This window comes from Pigmentiphaga sp. NML080357, from assembly GCF_002188465.1.
In the GTDB taxonomy this organism is placed as follows: Bacteria; Pseudomonadota; Gammaproteobacteria; order Burkholderiales; family Burkholderiaceae_B; genus Pigmentiphaga.
In genome coordinates this window covers 13,862-35,626 of the sequence record NZ_NINW01000026.1, presented here as the reverse complement: position 1 = coordinate 35,626, position 21,765 = coordinate 13,862, and the positions used below count along the sequence as shown (strand labels likewise).

The 21,765-nt window shown below is 68.0% G+C and carries 19 protein-coding genes; 17 read left to right on the top strand and 2 right to left on the bottom strand.

Features of this window, described 5'->3' with window-relative positions:
* Positions 1–228 precede the first annotated feature (228 nt).
* The 11 genes from CDO44_RS10270 (at position 229) to purT (ending at position 12,605) form a co-directional block, all read left to right on the top strand.
* Positions 229–990 (top strand): crotonase/enoyl-CoA hydratase family protein, encoded by a 762-nt coding sequence (locus CDO44_RS10270; RefSeq protein WP_087780146.1) that lies wholly within the window; start codon positions 229–231, stop codon positions 988–990.
* Complete coding sequence (locus CDO44_RS10265; RefSeq protein WP_087780145.1) at positions 987–2,858, top strand: feruloyl-CoA synthase; 1,872 nt, start codon at positions 987–989, stop codon at positions 2,856–2,858. The genes CDO44_RS10270 and CDO44_RS10265 overlap by 4 nt, the downstream gene beginning before the upstream one ends.
* Positions 2,855–3,616: an SDR family NAD(P)-dependent oxidoreductase gene (locus CDO44_RS10260; protein WP_087780144.1), complete on the top strand. Its 762-nt coding sequence runs from the start codon at positions 2,855–2,857 to the stop codon at positions 3,614–3,616. The genes CDO44_RS10265 and CDO44_RS10260 overlap by 4 nt, the downstream gene beginning before the upstream one ends.
* Positions 3,617–3,621: 5 nt before the next feature.
* On the top strand, positions 3,622–4,035 hold the full coding sequence (locus CDO44_RS10255; protein WP_087780143.1) for a thioesterase family protein: 414 nt from the start codon (positions 3,622–3,624) through the stop codon (positions 4,033–4,035).
* A gap of 76 nt (positions 4,036–4,111) precedes the next feature.
* The gene (locus CDO44_RS10250; protein WP_087780142.1) at positions 4,112–5,248 is read left to right on the top strand and encodes an ABC transporter substrate-binding protein; all 1,137 of its coding nucleotides are present in this window, start codon (positions 4,112–4,114) and stop codon (positions 5,246–5,248) included.
* Positions 5,249–5,308: 60 nt separating this feature from the next.
* The gene (locus CDO44_RS10245; RefSeq protein ID WP_087780141.1) at positions 5,309–6,355 is read left to right on the top strand and encodes a branched-chain amino acid ABC transporter permease; all 1,047 of its coding nucleotides are present in this window, start codon (positions 5,309–5,311) and stop codon (positions 6,353–6,355) included.
* Between the two features lie 67 nt (positions 6,356–6,422).
* Complete coding sequence (locus CDO44_RS10240) at positions 6,423–8,186, top strand: ATP-binding cassette domain-containing protein (RefSeq protein ID WP_087780268.1); 1,764 nt, start codon at positions 6,423–6,425, stop codon at positions 8,184–8,186.
* 11 nt (positions 8,187–8,197) lie between these two features.
* Positions 8,198–8,932: an ABC transporter ATP-binding protein gene (locus CDO44_RS10235; protein WP_087780140.1), complete on the top strand. Its 735-nt coding sequence runs from the start codon at positions 8,198–8,200 to the stop codon at positions 8,930–8,932.
* An 11-nt stretch (positions 8,933–8,943) separates the two neighbouring features.
* Entirely contained in the window at positions 8,944–10,686 is a 1,743-nt protein-coding gene (locus CDO44_RS10230) for an acyl-CoA dehydrogenase (RefSeq protein WP_087780139.1), read from the top strand.
* On the top strand, positions 10,673–11,176 hold the full coding sequence (locus CDO44_RS10225) for a MarR family winged helix-turn-helix transcriptional regulator (protein ID WP_158213252.1): 504 nt from the start codon (positions 10,673–10,675) through the stop codon (positions 11,174–11,176). Before CDO44_RS10230 ends, CDO44_RS10225 begins: the two co-directional genes overlap by 14 nt.
* Positions 11,177–11,387: 211 nt before the next feature.
* Complete coding sequence (purT, locus tag CDO44_RS10220) at positions 11,388–12,605, top strand: formate-dependent phosphoribosylglycinamide formyltransferase (protein WP_087780137.1); 1,218 nt, start codon at positions 11,388–11,390, stop codon at positions 12,603–12,605.
* A gap of 13 nt (positions 12,606–12,618) precedes the next feature.
* On the opposite strand, the gene CDO44_RS10215 is transcribed toward purT, so the two are convergent.
* Positions 12,619–13,548 (bottom strand): BMP family protein, encoded by a 930-nt coding sequence (locus tag CDO44_RS10215; RefSeq protein WP_087780136.1) that lies wholly within the window; start codon positions 13,546–13,548, stop codon positions 12,619–12,621.
* Between the two features lie 233 nt (positions 13,549–13,781).
* Positions 13,782–15,383, bottom strand: coding sequence for an ABC-F family ATPase (locus CDO44_RS10210; RefSeq protein ID WP_087780135.1), 1,602 nt, complete (start codon positions 15,381–15,383; stop codon positions 13,782–13,784).
* A 246-nt stretch (positions 15,384–15,629) separates the two neighbouring features.
* Here CDO44_RS10210 and CDO44_RS10205 point away from each other — a divergent pair, with 246 nt between their 5' ends.
* Genes CDO44_RS10205 through mnhG form a run of 6 tightly spaced genes read left to right on the top strand, consistent with a single transcriptional unit; the run spans position 15,630 to position 21,741 of the window.
* Positions 15,630–18,545: a monovalent cation/H+ antiporter subunit A gene (locus CDO44_RS10205; RefSeq protein ID WP_087780134.1), complete on the top strand. Its 2,916-nt coding sequence runs from the start codon at positions 15,630–15,632 to the stop codon at positions 18,543–18,545.
* Positions 18,536–18,877, top strand: coding sequence for a Na+/H+ antiporter subunit C (locus CDO44_RS10200; RefSeq protein WP_087780133.1), 342 nt, complete (start codon positions 18,536–18,538; stop codon positions 18,875–18,877). Before CDO44_RS10205 ends, CDO44_RS10200 begins: the two co-directional genes overlap by 10 nt.
* Positions 18,874–20,523 (top strand): monovalent cation/H+ antiporter subunit D, encoded by a 1,650-nt coding sequence (locus tag CDO44_RS10195; RefSeq protein WP_233146121.1) that lies wholly within the window; start codon positions 18,874–18,876, stop codon positions 20,521–20,523. The genes CDO44_RS10200 and CDO44_RS10195 overlap by 4 nt, the downstream gene beginning before the upstream one ends.
* Complete coding sequence (locus tag CDO44_RS10190) at positions 20,520–21,011, top strand: Na+/H+ antiporter subunit E (protein WP_198951338.1); 492 nt, start codon at positions 20,520–20,522, stop codon at positions 21,009–21,011. The genes CDO44_RS10195 and CDO44_RS10190 overlap by 4 nt, the downstream gene beginning before the upstream one ends.
* On the top strand, positions 21,008–21,286 hold the full coding sequence (locus CDO44_RS10185) for a K+/H+ antiporter subunit F (protein ID WP_087780132.1): 279 nt from the start codon (positions 21,008–21,010) through the stop codon (positions 21,284–21,286). Before CDO44_RS10190 ends, CDO44_RS10185 begins: the two co-directional genes overlap by 4 nt.
* Positions 21,283–21,741 (top strand): monovalent cation/H(+) antiporter subunit G, encoded by a 459-nt coding sequence (gene mnhG / locus CDO44_RS10180; protein WP_087780131.1) that lies wholly within the window; start codon positions 21,283–21,285, stop codon positions 21,739–21,741. The genes CDO44_RS10185 and mnhG overlap by 4 nt, the downstream gene beginning before the upstream one ends.
* Positions 21,742–21,765 lie beyond the last annotated feature (24 nt).

Genomic DNA, 21,765 nt, shown 5'->3' with positions numbered 1-21,765 from the left:
CGGGCCCGCGCGATTCCGCCACGCCCTTCCCGCCTCGCGCGACGTTTATTTTCCTTAATCATTTCGTCACCTGAAGCCGTGCTCTGTTCCTGGCGCGGCTTCTTCGTATCCGCCACCATCCCTAGGGTAACCCCCAGCTCTCTCCACAAAAAATTAGTTCATACTAATAACTAATACCGAGAAACACCTTGCAGGCTTCGGCCGGCAAGCTCATGTGGAGAAGACAGCTTGTTGTCCGTCGATACCAGCGGGCCGATCGCACGCATCGCGCTCGCCCGTCCAGGCAAACGCAATGCGCTGAACGACGAACTGATCGCCCAGTTGCACACCGCTTTCATCAGTCTTCCCGAACACGTCCGCGTGGTCATCCTCACGGGCGAAGGCGAGCACTTCTGCGCCGGCCTGGACCTGTCCGAGCTGCGCCAGCGCAGCGTGGCCGAGGGGATCGTCCACTCGCGGGGCTGGCACGCGGCGTTCGAACACATCCAGTTCGGCAAGGTGCCCGTGGTGGCCGTGCTGCATGGCGCGGTCATCGGCGGCGGACTGGAACTGGCCAGCGCCTGCCACATCCGCATCGCCGAACAGAACGCCTTCTACGGCCTGCCCGAAGGCCAGCGCGGCCTGTTCGTGGGTGGAGGCGGCTCGGCGCGCATTTCGCGCCTGATCGGCGTGGCCCGCATGGCGGACATGATGCTCACCGGCCGGGTTTACGATGCTCAGGAAGGCCTGGCGACCGGCCTTTCGCAATACCTGGTTGCCGACGGTTCCGGACTGGCCAAGGCCGAGGAGCTGGCCGCGCGCATCGCGGCCAACGCGCCGCTGAGCAACTACGCGGTCGTGCAAGCCCTGCCCCGCATCGCCGACCAGTCGCAAAGCGACGGCCTGTTCACCGAGTCGCTCATGGCCGCCATCGCGCAAGGCGACATCGACGCCAAGGCTCGGCTGGAAGCATTCCTGCAGGGGCGCGCCGGCAAGGTGGGCAAGCCATGACGACCTCGCACATTCCCTACCGCCAGGCCTCGCGCGGCGGCTCGCTCGCCGCCCATATCGAGAAGCGGGCCGACGGCACGCTGCACCTGTGCTCAACGGAACCGCTGCGGCATTATCCGCAGCGCCTGACGGACTGCCTGCTGCACTGGGCCGCCATGTATCCGGACCGCATCTTCGCCGCCAAGCGGAACCGCGGCGGCGAGTGGGTCGAGCTGCGCTACGGCGAGGCCTTGCAGAAGGCGCGCGCCATCGCCCAGGCCCTGATCGACCGGGAACTGTCGCCGGAGCGGCCGATCGTGGTGCTGTCCGACAACGACCTGGAACACCTGCTGACGGCGCTGGGCGCCATGCTGGCCGGCGTTCCCTATGCCCCCATATCGGCCGCCTATTCGCTGGTGTCGCAGGACTTCGCCAAGCTCGAGCACACGCTCAAGGTGCTGACGCCCGGCCTGGTCTTCGTCTCCGACGCCCAGGCCTATGCCCGCGCGATCCAGGCCAAGGTGCCGGCCGACGTCGACGTCGTCGCGGTGCACGGCGAGATCCCCGGACGCCGCGTGACGCGCTTCGCCGACCTGCTCGCCACGCCCGCCACCGCCGAGGTCGACGCCGCCCATGCGCGGGTGACGCCCGACACCATCGTCAAGTTCCTGTTCACCTCGGGCTCGACCCAGCTGCCCAAGGCCGTCATCAATACGCAGCGCATGCTGTGCGCCAACCAGCAGATGCTGGTGCAGTGCCTGCGCTTCCTGGCCGAAGAGCCGCCGGTGCTGGTGGACTGGCTGCCCTGGAACCATACGTTCGGCGGCAACCACAACATCGGCATCGCGCTCTACAACGGCGGCACGCTCTACATCGACGAGGGCAAGCCCACGCCCCAGGGCATGGCCGAGACGCTGCGCAACCTGCGCGAGATATCGCCCACCATCTATTTCAACGTGCCCAAGGGCTTCGAGGAAATCGTCTCCGCCATCGAGCGCGACGAGACGCTCGGCCGGACCTTCCTGGCGCGGGTCAAGGCCTTCTTCTTCTCCGGCGCGGGACTGTCGCCCCAGGTATGGGAACGGCTGGACCTCGCGGCCCAGCGGCTCTGCGGAGAACGCATCCGCATGCTGACGGGCCTGGGCATGACCGAGACCTCGCCCTTCGCGCTCTGCGCCAATTCCGACCTGGTGTACTCCGGCGTCATCGGGCTTCCCGCCCCGGGGCTCGAGGTCAAGCTCGTGCCGGTGCAGGGCAAGCTCGAAGTGCGTTATCGCGGTCCCACGGTAACGCCGGGATACTGGCGCGCGCCCGAACAGACCGCCGAATCCTTCGACGAAGAAGGCTACTTCCGCTCCGGCGACGCGGCGCGCCCCATCGACCCCGAGCGCCTGGAGCTCGGCCTGGCCTTCGACGGGCGCATCTCCGAGGACTTCAAGCTTTCCACCGGCACCTTCGTCTCCACCGGGCCGCTGCGGGCGCGCATCATCGCCGCCGGCGAACCCTACGTGCAGGACGTGGTCATCGCCGGCCTCAACCGCAACGACATCGGCATCCTGATCTTCCCGCGCCTGGCCGACTGCCGCCAGCTTGCCGGCGCCGGCCCCGACGCGCCCGCGGCGCGGGTGCTGGCCGCGCCTGCGGTGCGGGAGATGTTCCAGGAGCTGGTCGACCGCCTCTGGGCCTCGGGCACCGGCAGCGCCACGCGGGTGGCGCGCGCCCTGGTGCTCGAGACGCCGCCCTCCATCGACCTCGGAGAGGCCACCGACAAGGGATCCATCAACCAGCGCAACGTGCTCAGGCACCGCGCCGACCTGGTCGATCTCATGTATGCCGGCACCGACCCGCGCGTCATTCTCGCCCGCCCGTCCACGAGGAGCCAGCCATGAAGATCGAAGGCCAAGCCGCATTGGTGACCGGAGGCGCGTCCGGGCTGGGCGCGCAGAGCGCGCGCCTGCTGGCGCAGCGCGGCGCCAAGGTGGCCGTGCTCGACCGCAACGCCGCGCAGGCCCAGGCCATCGCCGCCGAAATCGGCGGCCTCGCGCTGTCGTGCGACGTGACCGACGCCTCGAGCGTGCAACAGGCACTGGCACAGGCCCGCCGGCAGCACGGACCGGCCCGGATACTCGTGAATTGCGCCGGCGTCGGCGGCGCCCATCGCGTGGTGGGCAAGCAAGGGCCGATGCCGCTGGAAGACTTCAGCCGCATCGTGCAGATCAACCTGGTGGGCACCTTCAACGTCCTGCGCCTGGCGGCGGCCGACATGACCGCGCTGGACGCCCTCGAGGACGGCGAACGCGGCGTGGTGGTCAACACCACGTCCATCGCCGCCTACGACGGCCAGATGGGCCAGACCGCCTACGCGGCCTCCAAGGGCGGCATCGCTTCGCTGACACTGCCGGCGGCGCGCGACCTCGCGCAGTTCGGCGTGCGCGTCATGGCCATCGCCCCCGGCCTCTTCCATACGCCGCTGCTGCACGAGCTGCCCGCCGACATCCAGGCCAGCCTGGGCGCTTCCGTCCCGTACCCGAAGCGACTGGGCCAGCCACCCGAGTTCGCCGCGCTGGTGGCGCACATCGTCGAGAACGCCTACCTGAACGGCGAAGTCATTCGCCTGGACGGCGCGCTGCGCATGCCTCCCCGCTGACCGCCATGAGCCGCTCCACGCGCTATACCGTCACAGTGCAGTTCGGCGACTGCGATCCTGCCGGCATCGTGTTCTTTCCGAACTTCCTGCGCTGGATGGACGCCTCGTCGCTGCACTTCTTCCGCACCTGCGGCCTGCCGCCCTGGCGCGAACTGGAGCGCACGCGCGGCATCGTCGGCACGCCCGTACTGGAGATCCAGACGCGCTTTTCGTCGCCGGCCACCTATGGCGACACCATCGACGTGCATACCCGCATCGAAAGCTGGCGCAACAAGGTCTTCGTCCACAGCCACCGCGTCATGCTGGGCGAGCGCCTGCTGTGCGAAGGCACCGAAACACGCGCGTTCGTCGAGCGAGGCACAGATGGCCGGATCCACGCCATTCCCGTGCCCGAGGACATCCGCGCGCTATGCAGTTGAAGCACCCGTAGTCGAACCGGCGCAAAGGCGTGCCAAGACGCGCCCCCGCCACCTGGAAGCCCTCTGAGGAGACACCATGAACTTTCGGAAACTGCTCGTTCCCGCCATCGTCGCGCTGCTGTTCCAGCCAGCCGCGCAAGCCGAGATCACCATCGGCGTCAGCCTGCCGCTGACCGGCCCTGCGTCCGGCCTGGGCATTCCCTGCAACAACGGCCTGGCGCTCTGGCCCAAGTCCATCGCCGGCGAGCCCTTGCGCGTCATCGTCCTGGACGATGCCTCCGACCCCACGATCGGCGTCAAGAACGCGCGCCGCTTCGTCTCGGAAGACAAGGTCGACCTGATCGTAGGCTCCGCCGCCACGCCGGTCGCCCTGGCCATGTCCGACGTCGCGGCCCAGGCCAAGACGGTGCAGCTGGCGGCCTCGCCCATCGTCACCGCCCCGGGCAAGGACGAATGGTCGTTCCGGCTGGCGCAATCCAACGCCGTGATGGCCATTCCCATCGTCGCGCACATGAAGAAGCTGGGCGTGAAGACCGTGGGCTTCCTGGGCTATTCCGATACCTATGGCGAGAGCTGGCTGAACGACTTCACCAAGGAAGCCAAGGCGGCGGGCATCAGCGTCATCGGCGCGGAGCGCTTCGCCCGCACCGACACCAGCGTGACCGCGCAGGCGCTCAAGCTGACCTCGGCCAATCCCGACGCCATTCTGATCGCCGCCTCCGGCAGCGGCGCCGCGATGCCGCACAAGGCGGTGGTCGATCGCGGCTATCGCGGCAAGATCTACCAGACCCATTCGGCCGCTTCGCGCGACCTCATGCGGGTGGGCGGCAAGGACGTCGAAGGCGCCTACGTGGTGTCGGGGCCGGCCACCGTTGCCGACCAGTTGCCCGATGCGCATCCCTCGAAGAAGTTCGGCGTGGACTACATCGCCCGCTACGAGAAGATCCACGGCGCGGGATCCCGCAACCAGTTCGCGGCCCACATGTACGATGCCGCCATCCTGCTCGAGAAGGCGGTTCCCGCCGCGCTGAAAAAGGCCAAGCCCGGCACGCCGGAGTTCCGCGCCGCGCTCAAGGAAGCCCTCGAGAGCGGCGGCGTGACGCCGGTCTCGCAAGGCATCATCAACTACACGCCGCAGGACCACTGGGGTTTCACCAAGGAGACCGGCTTGATCATGAAGGTCGTCAACGGCGACTGGAAGGTCGAGCAATAAGCCCACGGCGGCCGGCGTGCGGGCGCCGGCCTCTCACCACCCTCGACCAAGAGCCTCACCATGGACTTGACGATAGCCGGCGTCTTGACGCTGGACGGCCTGACCAACGGCGCGATCTACGCGCTCTTGGGCATCGCCACTGTCCTGATTTTCACCGTTACGCGCATCCTGTTCATCCCACAGGGCGAGTTCGTCGCATTCGGTGCGCTCACCCTGGCCCTGTTCCAGACCGGCCAGGTGCCCGGCACGGTATGGCTGCTGCTCGTCGCCGCGGCGGCAGCCTTCCTGCTCGACCTGTACGCCCTGCTGCGCGCCCCGCGCGCAGCAGGACGCGCGGCGGCCATCTGCCGCCTGGCCGCGAGCCAGCTCGCCGTGCCGATCCTGATCGCGGCCCTGGCCATTTGGGCGGCGCCGCGCGGCCTGCCCATCCTGGCCCAGGGGCTGCTGACGCTGCTCATCATTACGCCGCTCGGGCCGTTGACCTATCGGCTGGTCTACCAATCCATCGCCGAAGCCAGCGTGCTGGTGCTGCTCATCGTGTCCGTCGGCGTGCATTTCGTACTGCTCGGGCTGGCGCTGTTCTTCTTCGGCGCCGAGGGCTTCCGCAACCCGCCCTTCGTCGACGCACGCTACGCGCTGGGGCCGCTCAATCTCTCGGGGCAGGTCATCGGCATCTTCGTCGTCTTCATCCTGCTGATGGTGATGCTGCGCCTGTTCTTCGGCCGCACGCTGTATGGCAAGGCCTTGCGCGCCACCGCCGTGAACCGGCTCGGCGCGCGCCTGCTGGCGATCTCGGCCGACTCCGCCGGCAAGCTGGCCTTCGCCATGGCGGCCTTTATCGGGGCGCTGTCCGGCTTGCTGATCGGCTCGACCACGACGGTTTTCTACGATTCCGGATTCCTGATCGGCCTGAAGGGCTTCATCGCCGCCGTGGGCGGCGGGCTCGCCAGCTATCCGGCCACCGCCGTGGGTGCGCTGCTGCTGGGCGTGGCCGAGTCCTTCGGCTCGTTCTGGGCCAGTTCGCTCAAGGAGGCCATCGTGTTCACGCTGATCCTGCCTGTGCTGCTCTGGCGCTCGCTCTACACGCCCCATCACGAGGAACACTAGCATGAAGCCCACCTCCGATACGCTGCGCGCCCTGCCGGCGCAATCGGCGCGCCGGCCCGGCGCTTCCATGGCGCGCACGGCGATCTTCGCGCTGTTCGTCGCCGCCCTCGTGGCGCTGCCGCTGCTGCCGGTCCCCGAGTTCTGGATCACCCAGCTCAACTACATCGGCCTGTACGCCATCGTCGTGGTGGGCGTCGTGCTGCTGACCGGCATGGCCGGCCTGACCTCGTTCGGGCAGGCCGCGTTCGTGGGGCTAGGCGCCTACGCCACGGGGGTGCTCACCGCCACCTACGGCCTGTCGCCATGGCTGGGATTGCTGGCGGGCCTGGCGGTGAGCGCGTGCGCGGCGCTGCTGATCGGTCCGCTCACGCTGCGCATGTCCGGCCACTACCTGCCCGTGGCCACCATCGCCTGGGGGCTTGCGCTGTTCTACATCATGAGCAGCATCGAGTTCCTCGGCAAGTACGACGGCCTGATGGGCGTTCCGCCCGTCTCGATAGGCGCCCTGGTATTCGATACCGGGCGATCGCAGTTCTACCTCATCTGGGCCTTCGCGCTCGCCGCCACGCTGGCCGCGCTCTGGCTGCTGGACTCCCGCACGGGGCGCGCCATCCGGGCGCTGCGCGAAGGCAGCGTGATGGCCGAAGCCATGGGCGTCCATACCCTGCGCTACAAGATCGGCGTCTTCGTGCTCGCGGCGCTGTTCGCCGCGGTCTCGGGCTGGCTGTACGCACACTTCCAGCGCAGCGTAAATCCCTCGCCTTTCGGCCTGAACATGGGCATCCAGTACCTGTTCATGGCGGTACTGGGCGGCATGGGCTCGGTCTGGGGCGCGCTCACCGGCGCGGCGGCGGTCAAGCTGATCGAAGACCAGTTGCAGGTATGGATCCCGGCGCTGCTCGGGCGCACCGGCAGCTTCGAGGTCATCGCCTTCGGGATCATCCTGGTCCTGGTCCTGAAGTACGCGCGGCAAGGCATCTGGTCATTCCTCGACGGCCTGGTCCCGCGCCCGCGCCGCAAGCGCGACTGGGCCGAGGCCGCGCCCCTGCCGGTGCGGCCCAAGCCCCGACGCGGCGCGGTCGTGCTCGAAGGGACGGGCCTGCGCCGCCAGTTCGGCGGACTGGTCGCCGTCAACGACGTCGACCTGGCGGTCCGGGCGGGCGACATCGTCGGGCTGATCGGCCCCAACGGCGCGGGCAAGTCCACCACTTTCCACCTGCTCAGCGGCGTGCTCGCGCTCACCGCGGGCGAGATCCGCTTGCACGGCCAGCGCGTGGACGGCCTGCCCTCGCGCGTCATTGCCAGCCGCGGCCTGGCACGCACCTTTCAGCACGTGAAGATGATTCCCGACATGAGCGTGCTCGAGAACGTGGCCCTGGGCGCGCACCTGCGCGGGGGCGCCGGAGCGCTGCGCTCCATGCTGCGGCTGGATCGCGCCCAGGAACGCAGCCTGCTCAAGGAAGCCGAGGCTCAGCTCATGCGCGTGGGCCTGGGCGAACACCTTCACGAGCCCGCGGGCAATCTCGCGATGGGGCTGCAGCGCCTGATGGAAATCGCCCGCGCTCTGTGCAGCGATCCGGCCGTGCTGCTGCTGGACGAACCCGCGGCCGGATTGCGTCACTTCGAGAAGCAGGCCTTGGCCAAGGTGTTGCGCCAGCTGCGCGACGAAGGCATGGGCATCCTGCTGGTCGAGCACGACATGGACCTGATGATGAGCGTGGCCGACCGCATCGTGGTGATGGAATTCGGCACCCGCCTGATGGAAGGCACGCCTGCCGAAGTGCGCGCCAGCCCCGCGGTGCGCGCCGCCTACCTCGGCACCGAACATTGATGGAGCGACGCATGAACCAGGCATTGCTGGACGTCTCGGGCCTGCACGCGGGCTACGGCAGGGCCGAAGTCCTGCGCGGCATCGACCTGCGCGCCGCGCGCGGCTCGGTGGTCACCGTGATCGGCCCGAACGGCGCGGGCAAGTCGACCTTGCTCAACACCTTGATCGGCGCCGTCGCCGGGCGAGGCGCCATTCGCTACGACGGCCGGGACATCTCCCACATGCGCCTGGAGGATCGCGCCATGCTGGGCATGTCCCTGGTGCCGGAGAAACGCGAGCTGTTCTCCAGCATGACGGTGGAGGACAACCTCGTGCTTGGCGCCTTCCGCCAGGTGCGGCTGCGCAACCGCGAATGCATGCGAACGCTGGACGAGATCTATGCCATGTTCGGGCGCCTGCACGAACGCCGCCGCCAGTTGGCCGGCACCCTGTCGGGCGGCGAGCGGCAGATGCTGGCGGTGGGACGCGCGCTGATGAGCCGCCCCGCTCTCCTGATGCTGGATGAACCCAGCCTGGGCCTGGCGCCGCGCATCGTCGCCGAAGTGTTCGAGGTGATCGAACGGCTGCGCAGCACCGGCGTCACCATCCTGCTGGTCGAGCAGAACGCGCGAGCGGCGCTCGAGGTGGCCGACTATGGCTATGTCCTGGAAATGGGCGAGATCTCGCTCCATGGTCCGGCCCGCGATCTGGCGGGCGACAGCCGTGTGGTGGACAGCTACCTGGGCGCCGCCCCGGCGGCCGCCTGAGGAAAATCGCCATGCGCCGCTACCATCCCCCGCTCGACGACATGCGCTTCGTGCTCGAACAGGTGTTGCGCGCGCCCGCCGCCTGGGCCGCCATGCCGAGCCTCTGCGAGCACGACGTCCAGACCGCCCGCCAGGTGCTCGAGGAAGCCGGGCGTTTCGCCGCCGAAGTGCTGGCGCCGCTCAACGCCTCCGGCGACCGGGAAGGCTGCACCTATGCCGGCGGCTCGGTCGCCACGCCTGCCGGCTTCGCCGCGGCCTACCGCGCCTACGTCGAGGCGGGCTGGCCATCCATGGCGTGCGACCCCGAATGGGGCGGCCAGGGGCTGCCGCACGCGCTCGACGCCGCGGTTCAGGAGATGCTGGCCTCCGCCAATCACGCCTGGACCATGTATCCGGGCATCCTGCACGGCGCCTACGCCTGCGTGCTGGCCCACGGCAGCGACGCCCTCAAGGCCCTCTACCTGCCCCGCCTCGTCAGCGGCGAATGGCTGTGCACCATGTGCCTGACGGAACCCCAGGCCGGCTCCGACCTGGGGAACATCCGCACGCGCGCCGTCCAGCGCGGCGACGAGTACGCCATCGACGGCAGCAAGATCTTCATCTCGGGCGGCGAACACGACCTGACCGACAACATCGTTCACCTCGTGCTCGCACGACACCCCGGCGGGCCCGGCGGCGCCCGCGGCCTGTCGCTCTTCCTCGTGCCCAAGATCCTGCCCGATACCGGGGAACGCAACGCCGTCTTCTGCGACGGCATCGAGAGCAAGCTCGGCATACGGGGCAGCGCGACCTGCTCGATGCGCTTCGAGGGCGCGCGCGCGTGGCTGCTCGGCGAACCGTGCAAGGGGCTCGCCGCCATGTTCGTGATGATGAATGCCGCACGGCTGGGCGTGGGCCTGCAAGGCGTGGCGCACGGTGAAGCCGCCTACAAGCACGCGCTGCGCTATGCCCTCGAACGCCGCCAGGGGCGCGCCGCGCCGGGCACAGGAGTCGCCGAAGGCCCGGTCCCGATCGCCCGCCACGCCGCGGTGCACGCCAGCCTGGCCGCCCAGCGCTGCACGGTCGAGGGCCTGCGCATGCTCGCCTATTGGACGGCGCATCTGCTGGATCTGTCCGAGTACTCGGCCGAAGACGGCGAGCGCAGCCGCGCCCACGAACTGCTCGCGCTGCTGACGCCCGTGGTCAAGGCCTGGGGCACGCGCGCCGGCTTCGAGGTGGCCGATCGCGCGCTCCAGGTCTTCGGCGGGCATGGTTACATCGAAGAAACGGGTGCCGCCCAGGCCTTGCGCGACAGCCGTATCCCGCCGATCTACGAAGGAACGAACGAAATCCAGGCCGTGGACCTGCTGGTGCGCAAAGTCGTGGCCGACGGCGGCGCGGCCTACGGCCGCCTGCTCGACGACCTGGAAGCCGCGGCGCGGGAAGACGGGGACGGGCTGGCGCAGGCAGACACGCTGCTTGCCGCCGTGGCGGGACAGCGCCGGCTGCTGACGGACATCCTGCGTGATGCCGCCGCCGACCCCGGCTATCCGTACCGCGCGGCCGACGATTTCCTGCACGCAACCGCCCTGCTCTGCCTGGCCCGGTGGTGGCTGCGGGTGCTGGCGCTCGCGCGTGAAGACGGCGAGGCCTTGCGGTCCAAAGCGGCGACGGCCCGCTACTTCTATGACGTGGTACTGCCCGGGATCGGCTATGTCGAACACCGCATACGGAGCGCGCGGCATGCGCTGCCCGAACTCGATGAGTGCGCCTGAGCTGCCGCGGGACGGCGCCGCTCGGCACCCTCGCGACGGCACTTCGCGGGCCGCCAAGGGCGGCCTGGACCGCCGCGCGCTCGACCACCTGCTCGGATTCATGACCTCGCTGGCCGATGCCAGGCTGCGCAAGGCATTTTCCGCCCACATGAACGGACTGAAGCTGCGTCCGGTCGAATTCTCCATCCTGGCGCTGCTGTCGACCAACCAGCGGGTGACCCAGAAGAAGCTCTGCCTGGCACTGGACACGCCCGCGCCCAACCTCGTCGTGATCCTGACGCGGCTGCAGGAACGCGGCCTCCTGCGCCGGGTGCGCAGCAACGAAGACCGGCGCGAGCAGCACGTGGAACTGACCGAGGAAGGCCGCCGCCTGGCCGACGAGGCCCATGCGCTATCCCTGACCATGGAAGCCGAGGCCCTGTCGGTCCTGACCGCCGGCGAGCAGCTTCTGCTGTTCGAACTGCTGCGCAAGATCGCGGGCGGCCGGTAGAACGGTTCACGCTCAATCCCGCGCCGCCCAGAGCACAGCGCGGACAGGGTCCGCCGCTTCGCGCTATATTTCCGTCTCTCCGGCAACGTGCCTCCCAACGGATAACCCCTCCCCCCGACCCAGGACATAGCGGATCCGGCTTTGCCGGTCCGCCAGTGCCGCCCTGGGGGGCGCGCAAGCGCGCAGGGGGGACACCTTTTGACTGAATGCGATGACCGCCTCCCCCTTCCTTCCCCTGGGCACCCCTCTCACCCCCGCCGCCACACGCGTCATGCTGCTGGGCGCCGGCGAACTCGGCAAGGAAGTCATCGTGGCCTTGCAGCGCCTGGGCGTCGAGGTCGTCGCCGTCGACCGCTATGCCGACGCGCCCGGGCAACAGGTCGCCCACCGGTCCCGCACGGTGGCCATGACGGACCGGGATGCGCTCAAGGCAGTGATCGAGGCGGAAAAACCTCACATCATCGTGCCGGAAATCGAAGCCATCGCCACCGATCTGCTGGTGGAGCTCGAGGCGGCCGGCGTGGCGCGCGTCACGCCCACGGCCCGCGCCGCGCAGTTGACCATGAATCGCGAGGGCATACGGCGACTGGCGGCGGAGACCCTGGGCCTGCCGACCTCGCCCTATCGCTTCGCCTCGACCCTGGATGAGCTGCGCGCCGCCATCGATGAACACATCGGCTACCCGTGCATCGTCAAGCCCGTCATGTCCTCCTCCGGCAAGGGGCAATCCAGGCTCGATGGCCCGCAGGACGTAGAGCGCGCCTGGCGCTACGCACAAGAAGGCGGCCGCGTCGGCGCCGGCCGCATCATCGTCGAAGGCTTCGTGCGCTTCGACTACGAGATCACGCTGCTGACCGTGCGCTCGCGCGGCGCCGACGGGCGGGACCGCACCGACTTCTGCGAACCCATCGGGCACGTACAGGTGGATGGCGACTACGTCGAAAGCTGGCAGCCCCACCCCATGGCTCCCAAGGCGCTGGAACGAGCCCACGAGATTGCGCGCAAGGTTACCGGCGAACTGGGCGGCTACGGCATATTCGGCGTCGAACTTTTCGTGGCGGGGGACGAGGTCTGGTTTTCCGAAGTCAGCCCCCGGCCGCACGATACGGGCATGGTGACGATGATCACACAAGCGCAGAACGAATTCGAATTGCATGCGCGGGCGTTCCTGGGCCTGCCGGTCGATACCGCGCTGCGCCAGCCCGGCGCCAGCAGCGTGATCTACGGCGGCATCGAGGCCGGCGCGGTGGTGTTCGAAGGCGTTGCCCAGGCCCTGGCCGAGCCGGGCACCGACCTTCGTCTTTTCGGCAAGCCGGAATCCTTCGTCAAGCGCCGCATGGGCGTGGCGCTGGCTACCGCCGGCAGCGTGGACGAGGCGCGCGCCAAGGCGAAGCGGGCATCGTCCCGGGTCAAGCCGCGCGCGGCCTAGGCTGGCGGCACGGCTAGAGCCGGCTCAAGAGGCCGCTCAGCTCGAACTCGCGGCCGGTGTAGTCCTCGCTCAAGACGACTTCGCCTCGCGCCAGGGCCTGGCTCCATTCGTCGATGGCCTGCCGTGCCGGTTGCCCCACGGTCGGACTCAGCGCCACCCTGACATATTCGGGGCGCTCCACCCCGAAGAAGGTGCTCGTGCCGAAACGGACATCCCCGCTGGCGTAATCCTTGATGGCCGCCGCGATACAGCGCCCGCTGTCCGAGATGGCCGATCCCAGGAAGAGCCTGGGATCGGTCTCGGTCCAGTCCAGAATGGCGCCGATCTGCCGCAGCCGGAACTTCTGGCATGCCCGCACCGCGCCAGGGCGGCCGCCCTCGATGGCTGCGAAGACGATGTCCACGCCGCGCTTGGCCATGGCCTCGCACGTATCGAAGGCAAGCTCCGCGTCGTCGGCGCTACCGCAGAACGAAGTCATCATGCCCATGCCGGGCGCCTGGCGCGTGACGCCGTCCACATAGGCCGCGCGGGCGCGCAGGGCGGCGTCGCTCTTGACCCCCGCCAGATGCCCCAGGCCGCCGGTGCGGGTCTCGGCCGCCGCCAGCACCCCGGCCAGGAACGCCGACTGCTCCTGCCGCACGCCGTAGACCGCCGTGTTCTCGGACACATGCGTGCCTTGCACAACCACAAAATGGATATGGGGGAAGCGCTCGGCTGCCATGGCGACCGGATAATCACCCGAGCTGCCATAGGCGATGATGAGATCCGCGCCCCGATGGCAGATGTCGATCAGGCGCGCGGCACGGATCGCCGGCCCGGCAGATTCGATCCAGATCAACTCGACCTGCTGCCCCGCGCGGCGGGCCGCTTCCACGCCGGCCAGGCCGCACAGGTTGAAACTGCCATGCCCCGGGGAACCGAAGAGCAGGACCTTGATCCGCATGGGTCAGGCCGCGTCTCGATGACGTGGATGGCCTGCCCTCATCCTGGGCGGACGTCCGCGGACCGCACCGCATTGCGGCATGGCCACCTGTCCCGCAGGCCGGCCGGAAAGGGCGGCCGGCACGGCGATCATGGCGATAGGCAAAGATATCGGCATCGTCTTTTCTTCCTTGCAGCGGGAGAAGGCCCACCGGTCTCGAAGCAGACAAAGCAATCTTCGTGCCGCCTCGCGGATCAGTTCTCGATGCCGCGCGACGCCAGGTATTCGTCGTAGCTGCCCTTGTAGTCGATGAGCTGGCCGTCGGGCAGGATTTCGATGATGCGGCTGGCCAACCCGGATACGAACTCGCGGTCGTGCGAGACGAAAAACAGCGTGCCCTGGAACTTCTCGAGCGCCAGCTGCAGCGATTCGATGGATTCCATGTCGAGGTGGTTGGTCGGCTCGTCCAGCAGCAGCACGTTGTGCTTGCTCAGCATGAGCTTGCCGAACATCATGCGGTTTTTCTCGCCGCCGGACAATACCCGGACGGCCTTGCCGATGTCGTCGCTGGAAAACAGCAGGCGGCCGAGCACCGAGCGGATCGCCTGGTCGTCGTCCCCCGGCTGGCGCCATTGGCCCATCCAGTCGAACACGTTCTCGTCGCTCTGGAAGTTGTCGGAGACATCCTGGGCCATGTAGCCCAGGTTGGCGTTCTCGGACCACTTGATCGTGCCGCGGTCGGGCGCGAGGTCGCCCGCCAGCATCCGCAGCAGCGTGGTCTTGCCCACGCCGTTGGCGCCGATGATGGCGATTTTCTCGCCGGCCTCGACCATGGCCGAGTAGTTCGGGATGACGAGTCTGTCGTAGGCCTTGGAAATGCCCTCGATCTCCACTGCCTGGCGGTGCATCACCTTGGCCAGTTCGAAGCGGATGTAGGGGTTCTGGCGCGAGGAAGGCTTGACCTCGACGGTATCCGCCTTGAGCTTGTCGATCTGCTTGAGACGTGAGGTGGCCTGCCGCGCCTTGGACTTGTTGGCCGAGAAGCGCCGCACGAAGTCCTGCAGCTCGGTGATACGCTCCTTGGCCTTGGCATTGGAGCTGAGCAGCCGCTCGCGCGCCTGCGCGGATGCGAGCATGTAGTCGTCGTAGTTGCCCGGATAGATCCGCACCTCGCCGTAGTCGAGGTCGGCCATGTGGGTGCAGACCTGGTTCAGGAAATGGCGATCGTGGCTGATGATGATCATGGTCGACTGGTACTGGTTCAGCACCGTCTCCAGCCAGCGGATCGTATTGATGTCCAGGTTGTTGGTTGGCTCGTCCAGCAGCAGCACGTCGGGATTCGAGAACAGCGCCTGCGCCAGCAGCACCCGCAGCTTCCACCCGGGGGCGATCTCGCGCATCGGCAGCTGGTGCTGCTCGACCGGGATCTCCAGCCCCAGCAGCAGCTCGCCGGCGCGGGCCTCGGCGGTGTAGCCGTCGTACTCGGCGAACTTGGCCTCCAGGTCCGCCGCGCGCATGTAATCTTCGTCGGTGGCGTCGGGATTGGCGTAGATGGCGTCGCGTTCGCTCATGGCCTGCCACATTTCCGCATGGCCCATCAGCACCACGTCCAGCACGCGCATGTCCTCGTAGGCGAACTGATCCTGGCGCAGCTTGCCCAAGCGGGTGTTGGGCTCGAGCGAGACGTTGCCGGCCGACGGCTCGAGGTCGCCGCCGATGATCTTCATCAGGGTGGACTTGCCGCTGCCGTTCGCACCGATCAGACCATAGCGGTTGCCCTCGCCGAACTTGACCGACACGTTCTCGAAGAGGGGTTTGGGACCGAACTGGATGGTGAGGTTGGCGGTGGAGATCACGACGGCAAAAGACTCGCAAGGAACGAAAGAAAGCGCTGGGCGCAACGCGCGGCAAAGCGCAAAGATCAACCTGTTAGTGTAACAGGCATTATTGGGGTTGACCCGGGCATTTACACAATCGGGGCCAGGTACTCGGCAGGCCCAGCCGCGGCCCGGAACTCGGCCATCGGTTTGTTACCATTCTTTTGCTCGCTTAGCGTTACCCCTGTTCATACCTATATCAATAAGAGAGAGTGACCGCCCCTTATGTCGCTGCTGATTCTTCTAGCGCTCCCTTTCGCCGGCAGTGTATTGGCGGCCTTGCTGCCCGCCAATGCGCGAAACCGCGAAGCCTGGCTTGCCGGTTTGGTCGCATTGGCGGGAACAGTACAGGCCGCCCTGCTCTATCCCGAAGTCTCCTATGGCAAGGTCGTCCGCTACGAGATCCCCTGGCTGTCGTCCCTGGGGCTGGACTTCGTGCTGCGCATGGACGGATTGGCATGGATATTCGTCCTGATGGTCAGTGGCATCGGCCTCCTGGTCGTGCTCTATGCGCGCTACTACATGTCGCCGGAAGACCCGGTGCCGCGTTTTTTTTCCTTCTTTCTCGCCTTCATGGGCTCCATGCTGGGAGTCGTGCTGTCGGGGAACCTGATCCAGCTGGCGCTGTTCTGGGAACTGACCAGTCTGGTCTCCTTCCTGCTGATCGGCTACTGGCACCACCGCCCCGACGCCCGGCGCGGGGCGCGCATGGCGCTGACCGTGACGGCGGCCGGCGGCCTGTGCCTGTTCGCCGGCATCATCCTCCTGGGGCACATCGTCGGCAGCTACGACCTGGAAACGATCCTCGCCTCCGGCGACCTGATCCGCACGCATCCGGTCTATAGCGTCGCGCTGGTGCTCATCGCCCTCGGCGCGCTCACCAAGAGCGCACAGTTTCCATTCCACTTCTGGCTGCCGCACGCCATGGCAGCCCCCACGCCGGTGTCGGCCTACCTGCACTCGGCCACCATGGTCAAGGCCGGCGTGTTCCTGCTCGCCCGGCTCTGGCCGGTGCTGGCCGGCACCGAGGAATGGTTCTGGATCATCGGCGGCGCGGGACTCTGCACGCTGCTGCTGGGGGCGTACACCGCCATTTTCCAGCAAGACCTGAAGGGCCTGCTCGCCTATTCCACCGTCAGCCACCTCGGCCTGATCACGCTGCTGCTGGGGCTGGGCAGCCCGCTCGCGCTGGTGGCCGCGGTCTTCCACATCATGAACCACGCGACCTTCAAGGCCTCGCTGTTCATGGCGGCCGGCATCATCGACCACGAATGCGGCACGCGCGACATCCGGCGCCTGAGCGGGCTGGCGCGGGTCATGCCCATTACCGCGACGCTGGCCATGGTGGCCGGCGCGGCCATGGCCGGAGTGCCGCTGCTCAACGGCTTCATTTCCAAGGAAATGTTCTTCACCGAGGCCGTCGTGGTGGGCAACGCCGTGGGCATGAGCCACGCGCTGCCCATCGCCGCCACCGTGGCCGGCGCCTTCAGCGTGGCCTATTCCTGGCGTTTCCTGCACGACGTGTTCTTCGGCCCGCCGCCGCACGACCTGCCGCGCACGCCGCACGAGGCGCCGCGCTGGATGCGTTTCCCGGCCGAGGTCCTGGCCTTCCTGTGCCTGGCCGTGGGCGTGGTTCCCGGCTACACCATCGCGCCCTTCCTGGCCTCCGCGGTGCGGGCCATACTGGGCGACGACGTGCCCAGCTACAGCCTGGCGATATGGCACGGCTTCAACCTGCCCCTGGTGATGAGCCTGGTGGCGCTGCTCGGCGGAACCGCCCTCTACATGATTCTGCAGAAGACGCTGCGGCTGAGCACGGTCGAGCGCTTGCCGCTGTTCTACAAGCTCAACGGCAAGCGGGCGTTCGAGCGCTTCATGAGCTTCGTCACCTGGCTGGCGGACCGGCTCACCAACAGCCTGGGCGCGCGCGGCCTGCAGCCGCAGCTGCTCGGCATCGTGGCCTTCGCCATCCTGGTCTCCGCCCTCACCCTCTACGGGCGGCCGGTCCTGCTGCCCGCGGCGCAGTCCTCGGCCATCGACCCGGCGTTCGCCATCCTGTGGCTCATCGGCATCGCCTGCGCGGTGGGTACGGCCTACCAGGCCAAGTACCACCGGCTGGCTTCGCTCATCATGATGGGCGGGGCGGGACTGGTCACCTGCATCACCTTCGTCTGGTTCTCGGCCCCCGACCTGGCGCTGACCCAGTTGCTGGTCGAAGTGGTCACCACCATCCTGCTGCTGCTTGGCCTGCGCTGGCTGCCGCGCCGCAAGGAGCCCGCCGAACTGGGCATACGCGTGCCGGCCAGGGCATGGATGCACCGGGTGCGCGACCTGACGATCGCCGTGGCGGGCGGCGCCGGCATGGCGCTGCTGGCCTATGCGGTGCTGACGCGCCCCTATCCGGACACCATCTCGAACTACTTTCTGGAACGCGCGCTGACCGAGGGGGGCGGCACCAACGTCGTCAACGTGCTGCTGGTCGATTTCCGCGGCTTCGACACCCTGGGCGAGATTACCGTGCTGGGCATCGTCGCGCTGACGGTGTACGCGCTGCTGCGGCGCTTCCGCCCGGCCCCGGAAAGCATCCCGCTGCCCCACCAGCAGATCGACCAGGGCAAGACCGACGCCGCGGCGCGCGCGGGCGACGATCCGGCGGTCGGCTACATGCTGATGCCGTCGGTCATCATCCGCCTCTCCCTGCCCATCATCGCGCTGTTCGCCGCCTTCCTGTTCCTGCGCGGGCACAACCTGCCCGGCGGCGGCTTCGTGGCCGGGCTGACGCTGTCGGTAGCCTTCATCCTGCAATACATGGTGGGCGGCACGGCCTGGGTCGAATCCAAGATGCGGCTCCATCCCCAGCGCTGGATAGGCCTGGGCCTCTTGTTCGCGGTGCTGACCGGCATGGGCGCCTGGCTGTTCGGCTACCCCTTCCTGACCTCGCACGGCGCGCACCTGCATGCGCCGCTGATCGGCGAGATCCACCTGCCCAGCGCCTTTCTTTTCGACCTGGGCGTGTTCTGCCTGGTCGTCGGAGCCACCATGCTGATACTCACCGCACTGGCCCACCAGTCCATACGCAGCCACCGCGTCATCCAGCAAGCCGAAGGCGAGCTTCCCAGGGGAGGCGCCGGATGGAATTGATCATCGCCATCGCCATCGGCGTCCTGGGCGGATCGGGCATCTGGCTGCTGCTGCGGCCCCGGACCTTCCAGGTCATCATGGGCATCTCGCTGCTGTCCTACGCCGTGAACCTCTTCATCTTCTCCATGGGACGGCTGTCCGTCGACCAGATCCCCATCCTGCGGGCGAGCCGGGCCAGCGAGATCGCCGAGTACGCCGACCCGCTGCCCCAGGCGCTGGTCCTGACCGCCATCGTCATCGGCTTCGCCATGACCGCGCTCTTCCTCGTCGTCCTGCTCGCCTCGCGCGGCCTGAGCGGCACCGACCACGTCGACGGCCGGGAGGGTGAATGATGCTGTCGTGGCACGACCATCTCATGATCGTTCCCATCGTCCTGCCCATGGTGGTGGGCGGCCTCATGCTGCTGCTGGGGGAAGGCCGCGCGACGCTGAAGGCCGGCGTCAACGTGCTGGCCACGCTGGCCCTGCTGGCGGTCGCCATCGCCTTGCTGCGCCAGGCCGATGGCGGCCAGGTCCAGGTGGCGGTCTACCTGCCTGCGAACTGGCCCGCGCCTTTCGGCATCGCGCTGGCGCTGGACCGGCTCTCGGCCTTGATGCTGGTGCTCACCGCCACCATGGCGCTGTGCTCGCTGCTGTATTCGCTGGCGCGCTGGCACCGCGCCGGGGTGCACTTCCACCCGCTGTTCCAGCTCCAGCTCATGGGCCTGAACGGCGCCTTCCTGACGGCAGACCTGTTCAACCTGTTCGTGTTCTTCGAGATCCTGCTGGCGGCCTCCTACGGGCTGCTGCTGCACGGCTCGGGACCGCAGCGCGTCAAGACCGGGCTGCACTACATCGCCGTGAACCTGGCCGGATCGTCGCTGTTCCTGATCGGCGTGGCGCTGATCTACGGCATCACCGGTTCGCTCAACATGGCCGACGTGGCGGTGCGCATCGGCCAGGTGGCCGGGTCCGACCGCATGCTGATGGAAGCCGGCGCCGCCATCCTGGGCGTGGCCTTCCTGATCAAGGCGGGCGCCTGGCCGCTCAACTTCTGGCTGCCGCCCTCCTACGCGGCGGCCAGTCCGCCCGCGGCGGCGCTGTTCTCCATCATGACCAAGGTCGGGGTGTACATCATCCTGCGGCTCTCGCTGCTGCTGTTCGGCGCCGATGCCGGCGCATCGAGCGGGCTGGTGCAGCCCTGGGTGCTCTACATCGGCCTGGCGACGCTCACCTTCGGCACGCTCGGCATGCTGGCATCCCAGAACACGGGGCGCCTGGCGGGGTTCGCCGTCATCATCTCGTCCGGCACCCTGCTCTCGGCCATCGGCTTCGGGCGCGACAGCGTCACGGCCGCCGCGTTGTTCTACCTGGTCAGCTCGACCCTGGCGCTGGGCGCCTTCTTCCTGCTGCAGGAACTGATGGAGCGCAGCCGGACCTTCGGCGCAGACCTGCTCGCGGTCACGCTCGAGGCGTTTGGCCTGGACCGCAGCGTCGACCCGGAAGAGGACATGAACACCACCGACGTCGGCGTGGCCATTCCGGCGGCCATGGCCTTTCTGGGCCTGGCCTTCATCGCCTGCGCGCTGGTGTTGTCGGGGCTGCCGCCGCTGTCGGGCTTCGTGGCCAAGTTCGCCTTGCTGACCACCATTCTCAACCCCGAAGGCCTGACGCCGGAGATCGGCAATCCCGAGCCCGTGCTGGCCTGGGTGCTGCTCGCGCTGCTCATCGTGTCCGGCCTGACTACCGTCGTATCGCTCACCCGCATCGGCATACGCGCGTTCTGGGTGCCGTCGGGCCGCATGCCGCCGCGGCTGCGCGTCATCGAGGTCTTCCCGATCGCCGCCATGCTCGTGCTCGGTATCGTCCTCATGGTCCAGGCCCAGCCGGCGATGCGCTATTTCAACGATGCGGCGCGCGCGCTGCATCACCCCGCGGAGTACGTGCGCGGCATCATGTCGGCCCGCCAGGTCGACCATCGTGGAGACGTCACGCCATGATCAAACGCATCCTGCCCTGGCCGCTGACCTCGCTGTTCCTGCTGGCGATGTGGCTGCTCCTCAACCAGACGCTGTCGCCCGGCCACCTGCTCCTGGGCGCCGTGCTGGCCATCGCGGTGCCGCTGTGGACCGGGTCGCTGCGGCCCGTGCGCGCGCGTTTGCGCCGGCCCGGCACGGCGCTGCGGCTCTTCGGCATCGTCGTGCTGGACAGCATCAAGTCCAATATCGACGTGGCCCGCATCATCCTGGGATCCAGGCAGCGGCGCGACAACTCCGGCTTCATCCGGCTGCCGCTCGCCCTGCGCGATCCGCACGGACTGACGACGCTGGCCATTATCCTGACGGCGATTCCCGGCACGGTCTGCGTGGAGCTGACCGACGACAGCAGCTCGCTGATCATCCACGTACTGGACCTGAACGACGAGCAATACTGGATCGATACGATCAAGACCCGCTACGAGCAACCCTTGATGGAGATTTTCGAATGACGAGCCTGCTCGGATGGGCCAGCCTGTTCGCGCTGCTGTGCATCGCCGCCGGAATGCTGCTGGCCACGCTGCGCCTGCTGAAAGGCCCCGCGGCGCAGGACCGCGTGCTGGCGCTGGACACCATGTACATCTGCGCCATGCTCATGCTGCTGGTGCTGGGCATACGTTTCGGCAGCACCGAGTACTTCGAGGCGGCCGTCACCATCGCGCTGCTCGGCTTCGTCAGCTCTGTTGCGCTGGCCAAGTTCCTGCTGCGCGGGGAGGTCATCGAATGACGGGAGAACTGGTGCTTCCGATCTGGGCCGACGTCCTGGTCTCGCTGCTGCTGGTGACCGGCGGGCTGCTGACCCTGGTGGGCTGCCTGGGCCTGTGGCGTTTCCACAGCTTCTATCAGCGCATGCACGGCCCGACCCTGGGCGCCACCATGGGCATGGTGTTCATCCTGCTGGCCTCGATGCTCTACTTCACCATGGCCGAGGAAGGACCGGCCCTGCACGAAATCCTCATTGCCGTCTTCCTGACCCTGACGGTGCCCGCCACCACGCTCATGCTGGCGCGCGCGGCACTGTACCGCCACCGCCGGGCCGGCAAGGCCGTCCCCACGCGCGACGAGCCGCCAGGCATCGGCCCGCAGGCGCCCCGCTTCACCACGGACGACATCGACGACGAACGCGACTACGACGCGGAAAAGCCGCAGCCGCCTGGCCGCGGCCCGGGCGACCGTCCTTAGCACTGGCGACGGCGTCTTGCCGGA

Excerpts from the sequence above, each read along its gene's own strand:
- CDO44_RS10230 (WP_087780139.1), top strand. The coding sequence starts at position 8,944 with ATGCGCCGCTACCATCCCCCGCTCGACGACATGCGCTTCGTGCTCGAA.
- CDO44_RS10250 (WP_087780142.1), top strand. The coding sequence starts at position 4,112 with ATGAACTTTCGGAAACTGCTCGTTCCCGCCATCGTCGCGCTGCTGTTC.
- CDO44_RS10205 (WP_087780134.1), top strand. The coding sequence starts at position 15,630 with ATGTCGCTGCTGATTCTTCTAGCGCTCCCTTTCGCCGGCAGTGTATTG.
- CDO44_RS10255 (WP_087780143.1), top strand. The coding sequence starts at position 3,622 with ATGAGCCGCTCCACGCGCTATACCGTCACAGTGCAGTTCGGCGACTGC.
- CDO44_RS10245 (WP_087780141.1), top strand. The coding sequence starts at position 5,309 with ATGGACTTGACGATAGCCGGCGTCTTGACGCTGGACGGCCTGACCAAC.
- CDO44_RS10190 (WP_198951338.1), top strand. The coding sequence starts at position 20,520 with ATGATCAAACGCATCCTGCCCTGGCCGCTGACCTCGCTGTTCCTGCTG.
- CDO44_RS10265 (WP_087780145.1), top strand. The coding sequence starts at position 987 with ATGACGACCTCGCACATTCCCTACCGCCAGGCCTCGCGCGGCGGCTCG.
- CDO44_RS10185 (WP_087780132.1), top strand. The coding sequence starts at position 21,008 with ATGACGAGCCTGCTCGGATGGGCCAGCCTGTTCGCGCTGCTGTGCATC.
- CDO44_RS10195 (WP_233146121.1), top strand. The coding sequence starts at position 18,874 with ATGATGCTGTCGTGGCACGACCATCTCATGATCGTTCCCATCGTCCTG.
- CDO44_RS10240 (WP_087780268.1), top strand. The coding sequence starts at position 6,423 with ATGGCGCGCACGGCGATCTTCGCGCTGTTCGTCGCCGCCCTCGTGGCG.
- mnhG (WP_087780131.1), top strand. The coding sequence starts at position 21,283 with ATGACGGGAGAACTGGTGCTTCCGATCTGGGCCGACGTCCTGGTCTCG.
- CDO44_RS10235 (WP_087780140.1), top strand. The coding sequence starts at position 8,198 with ATGAACCAGGCATTGCTGGACGTCTCGGGCCTGCACGCGGGCTACGGC.
- purT (WP_087780137.1), top strand. The coding sequence starts at position 11,388 with ATGACCGCCTCCCCCTTCCTTCCCCTGGGCACCCCTCTCACCCCCGCC.
- CDO44_RS10225 (WP_158213252.1), top strand. The coding sequence starts at position 10,673 with ATGAGTGCGCCTGAGCTGCCGCGGGACGGCGCCGCTCGGCACCCTCGC.
- CDO44_RS10200 (WP_087780133.1), top strand. The coding sequence starts at position 18,536 with ATGGAATTGATCATCGCCATCGCCATCGGCGTCCTGGGCGGATCGGGC.
- CDO44_RS10215 (WP_087780136.1), bottom strand. The coding sequence starts at position 13,548 with ATGCGGATCAAGGTCCTGCTCTTCGGTTCCCCGGGGCATGGCAGTTTC.
- CDO44_RS10260 (WP_087780144.1), top strand. The coding sequence starts at position 2,855 with ATGAAGATCGAAGGCCAAGCCGCATTGGTGACCGGAGGCGCGTCCGGG.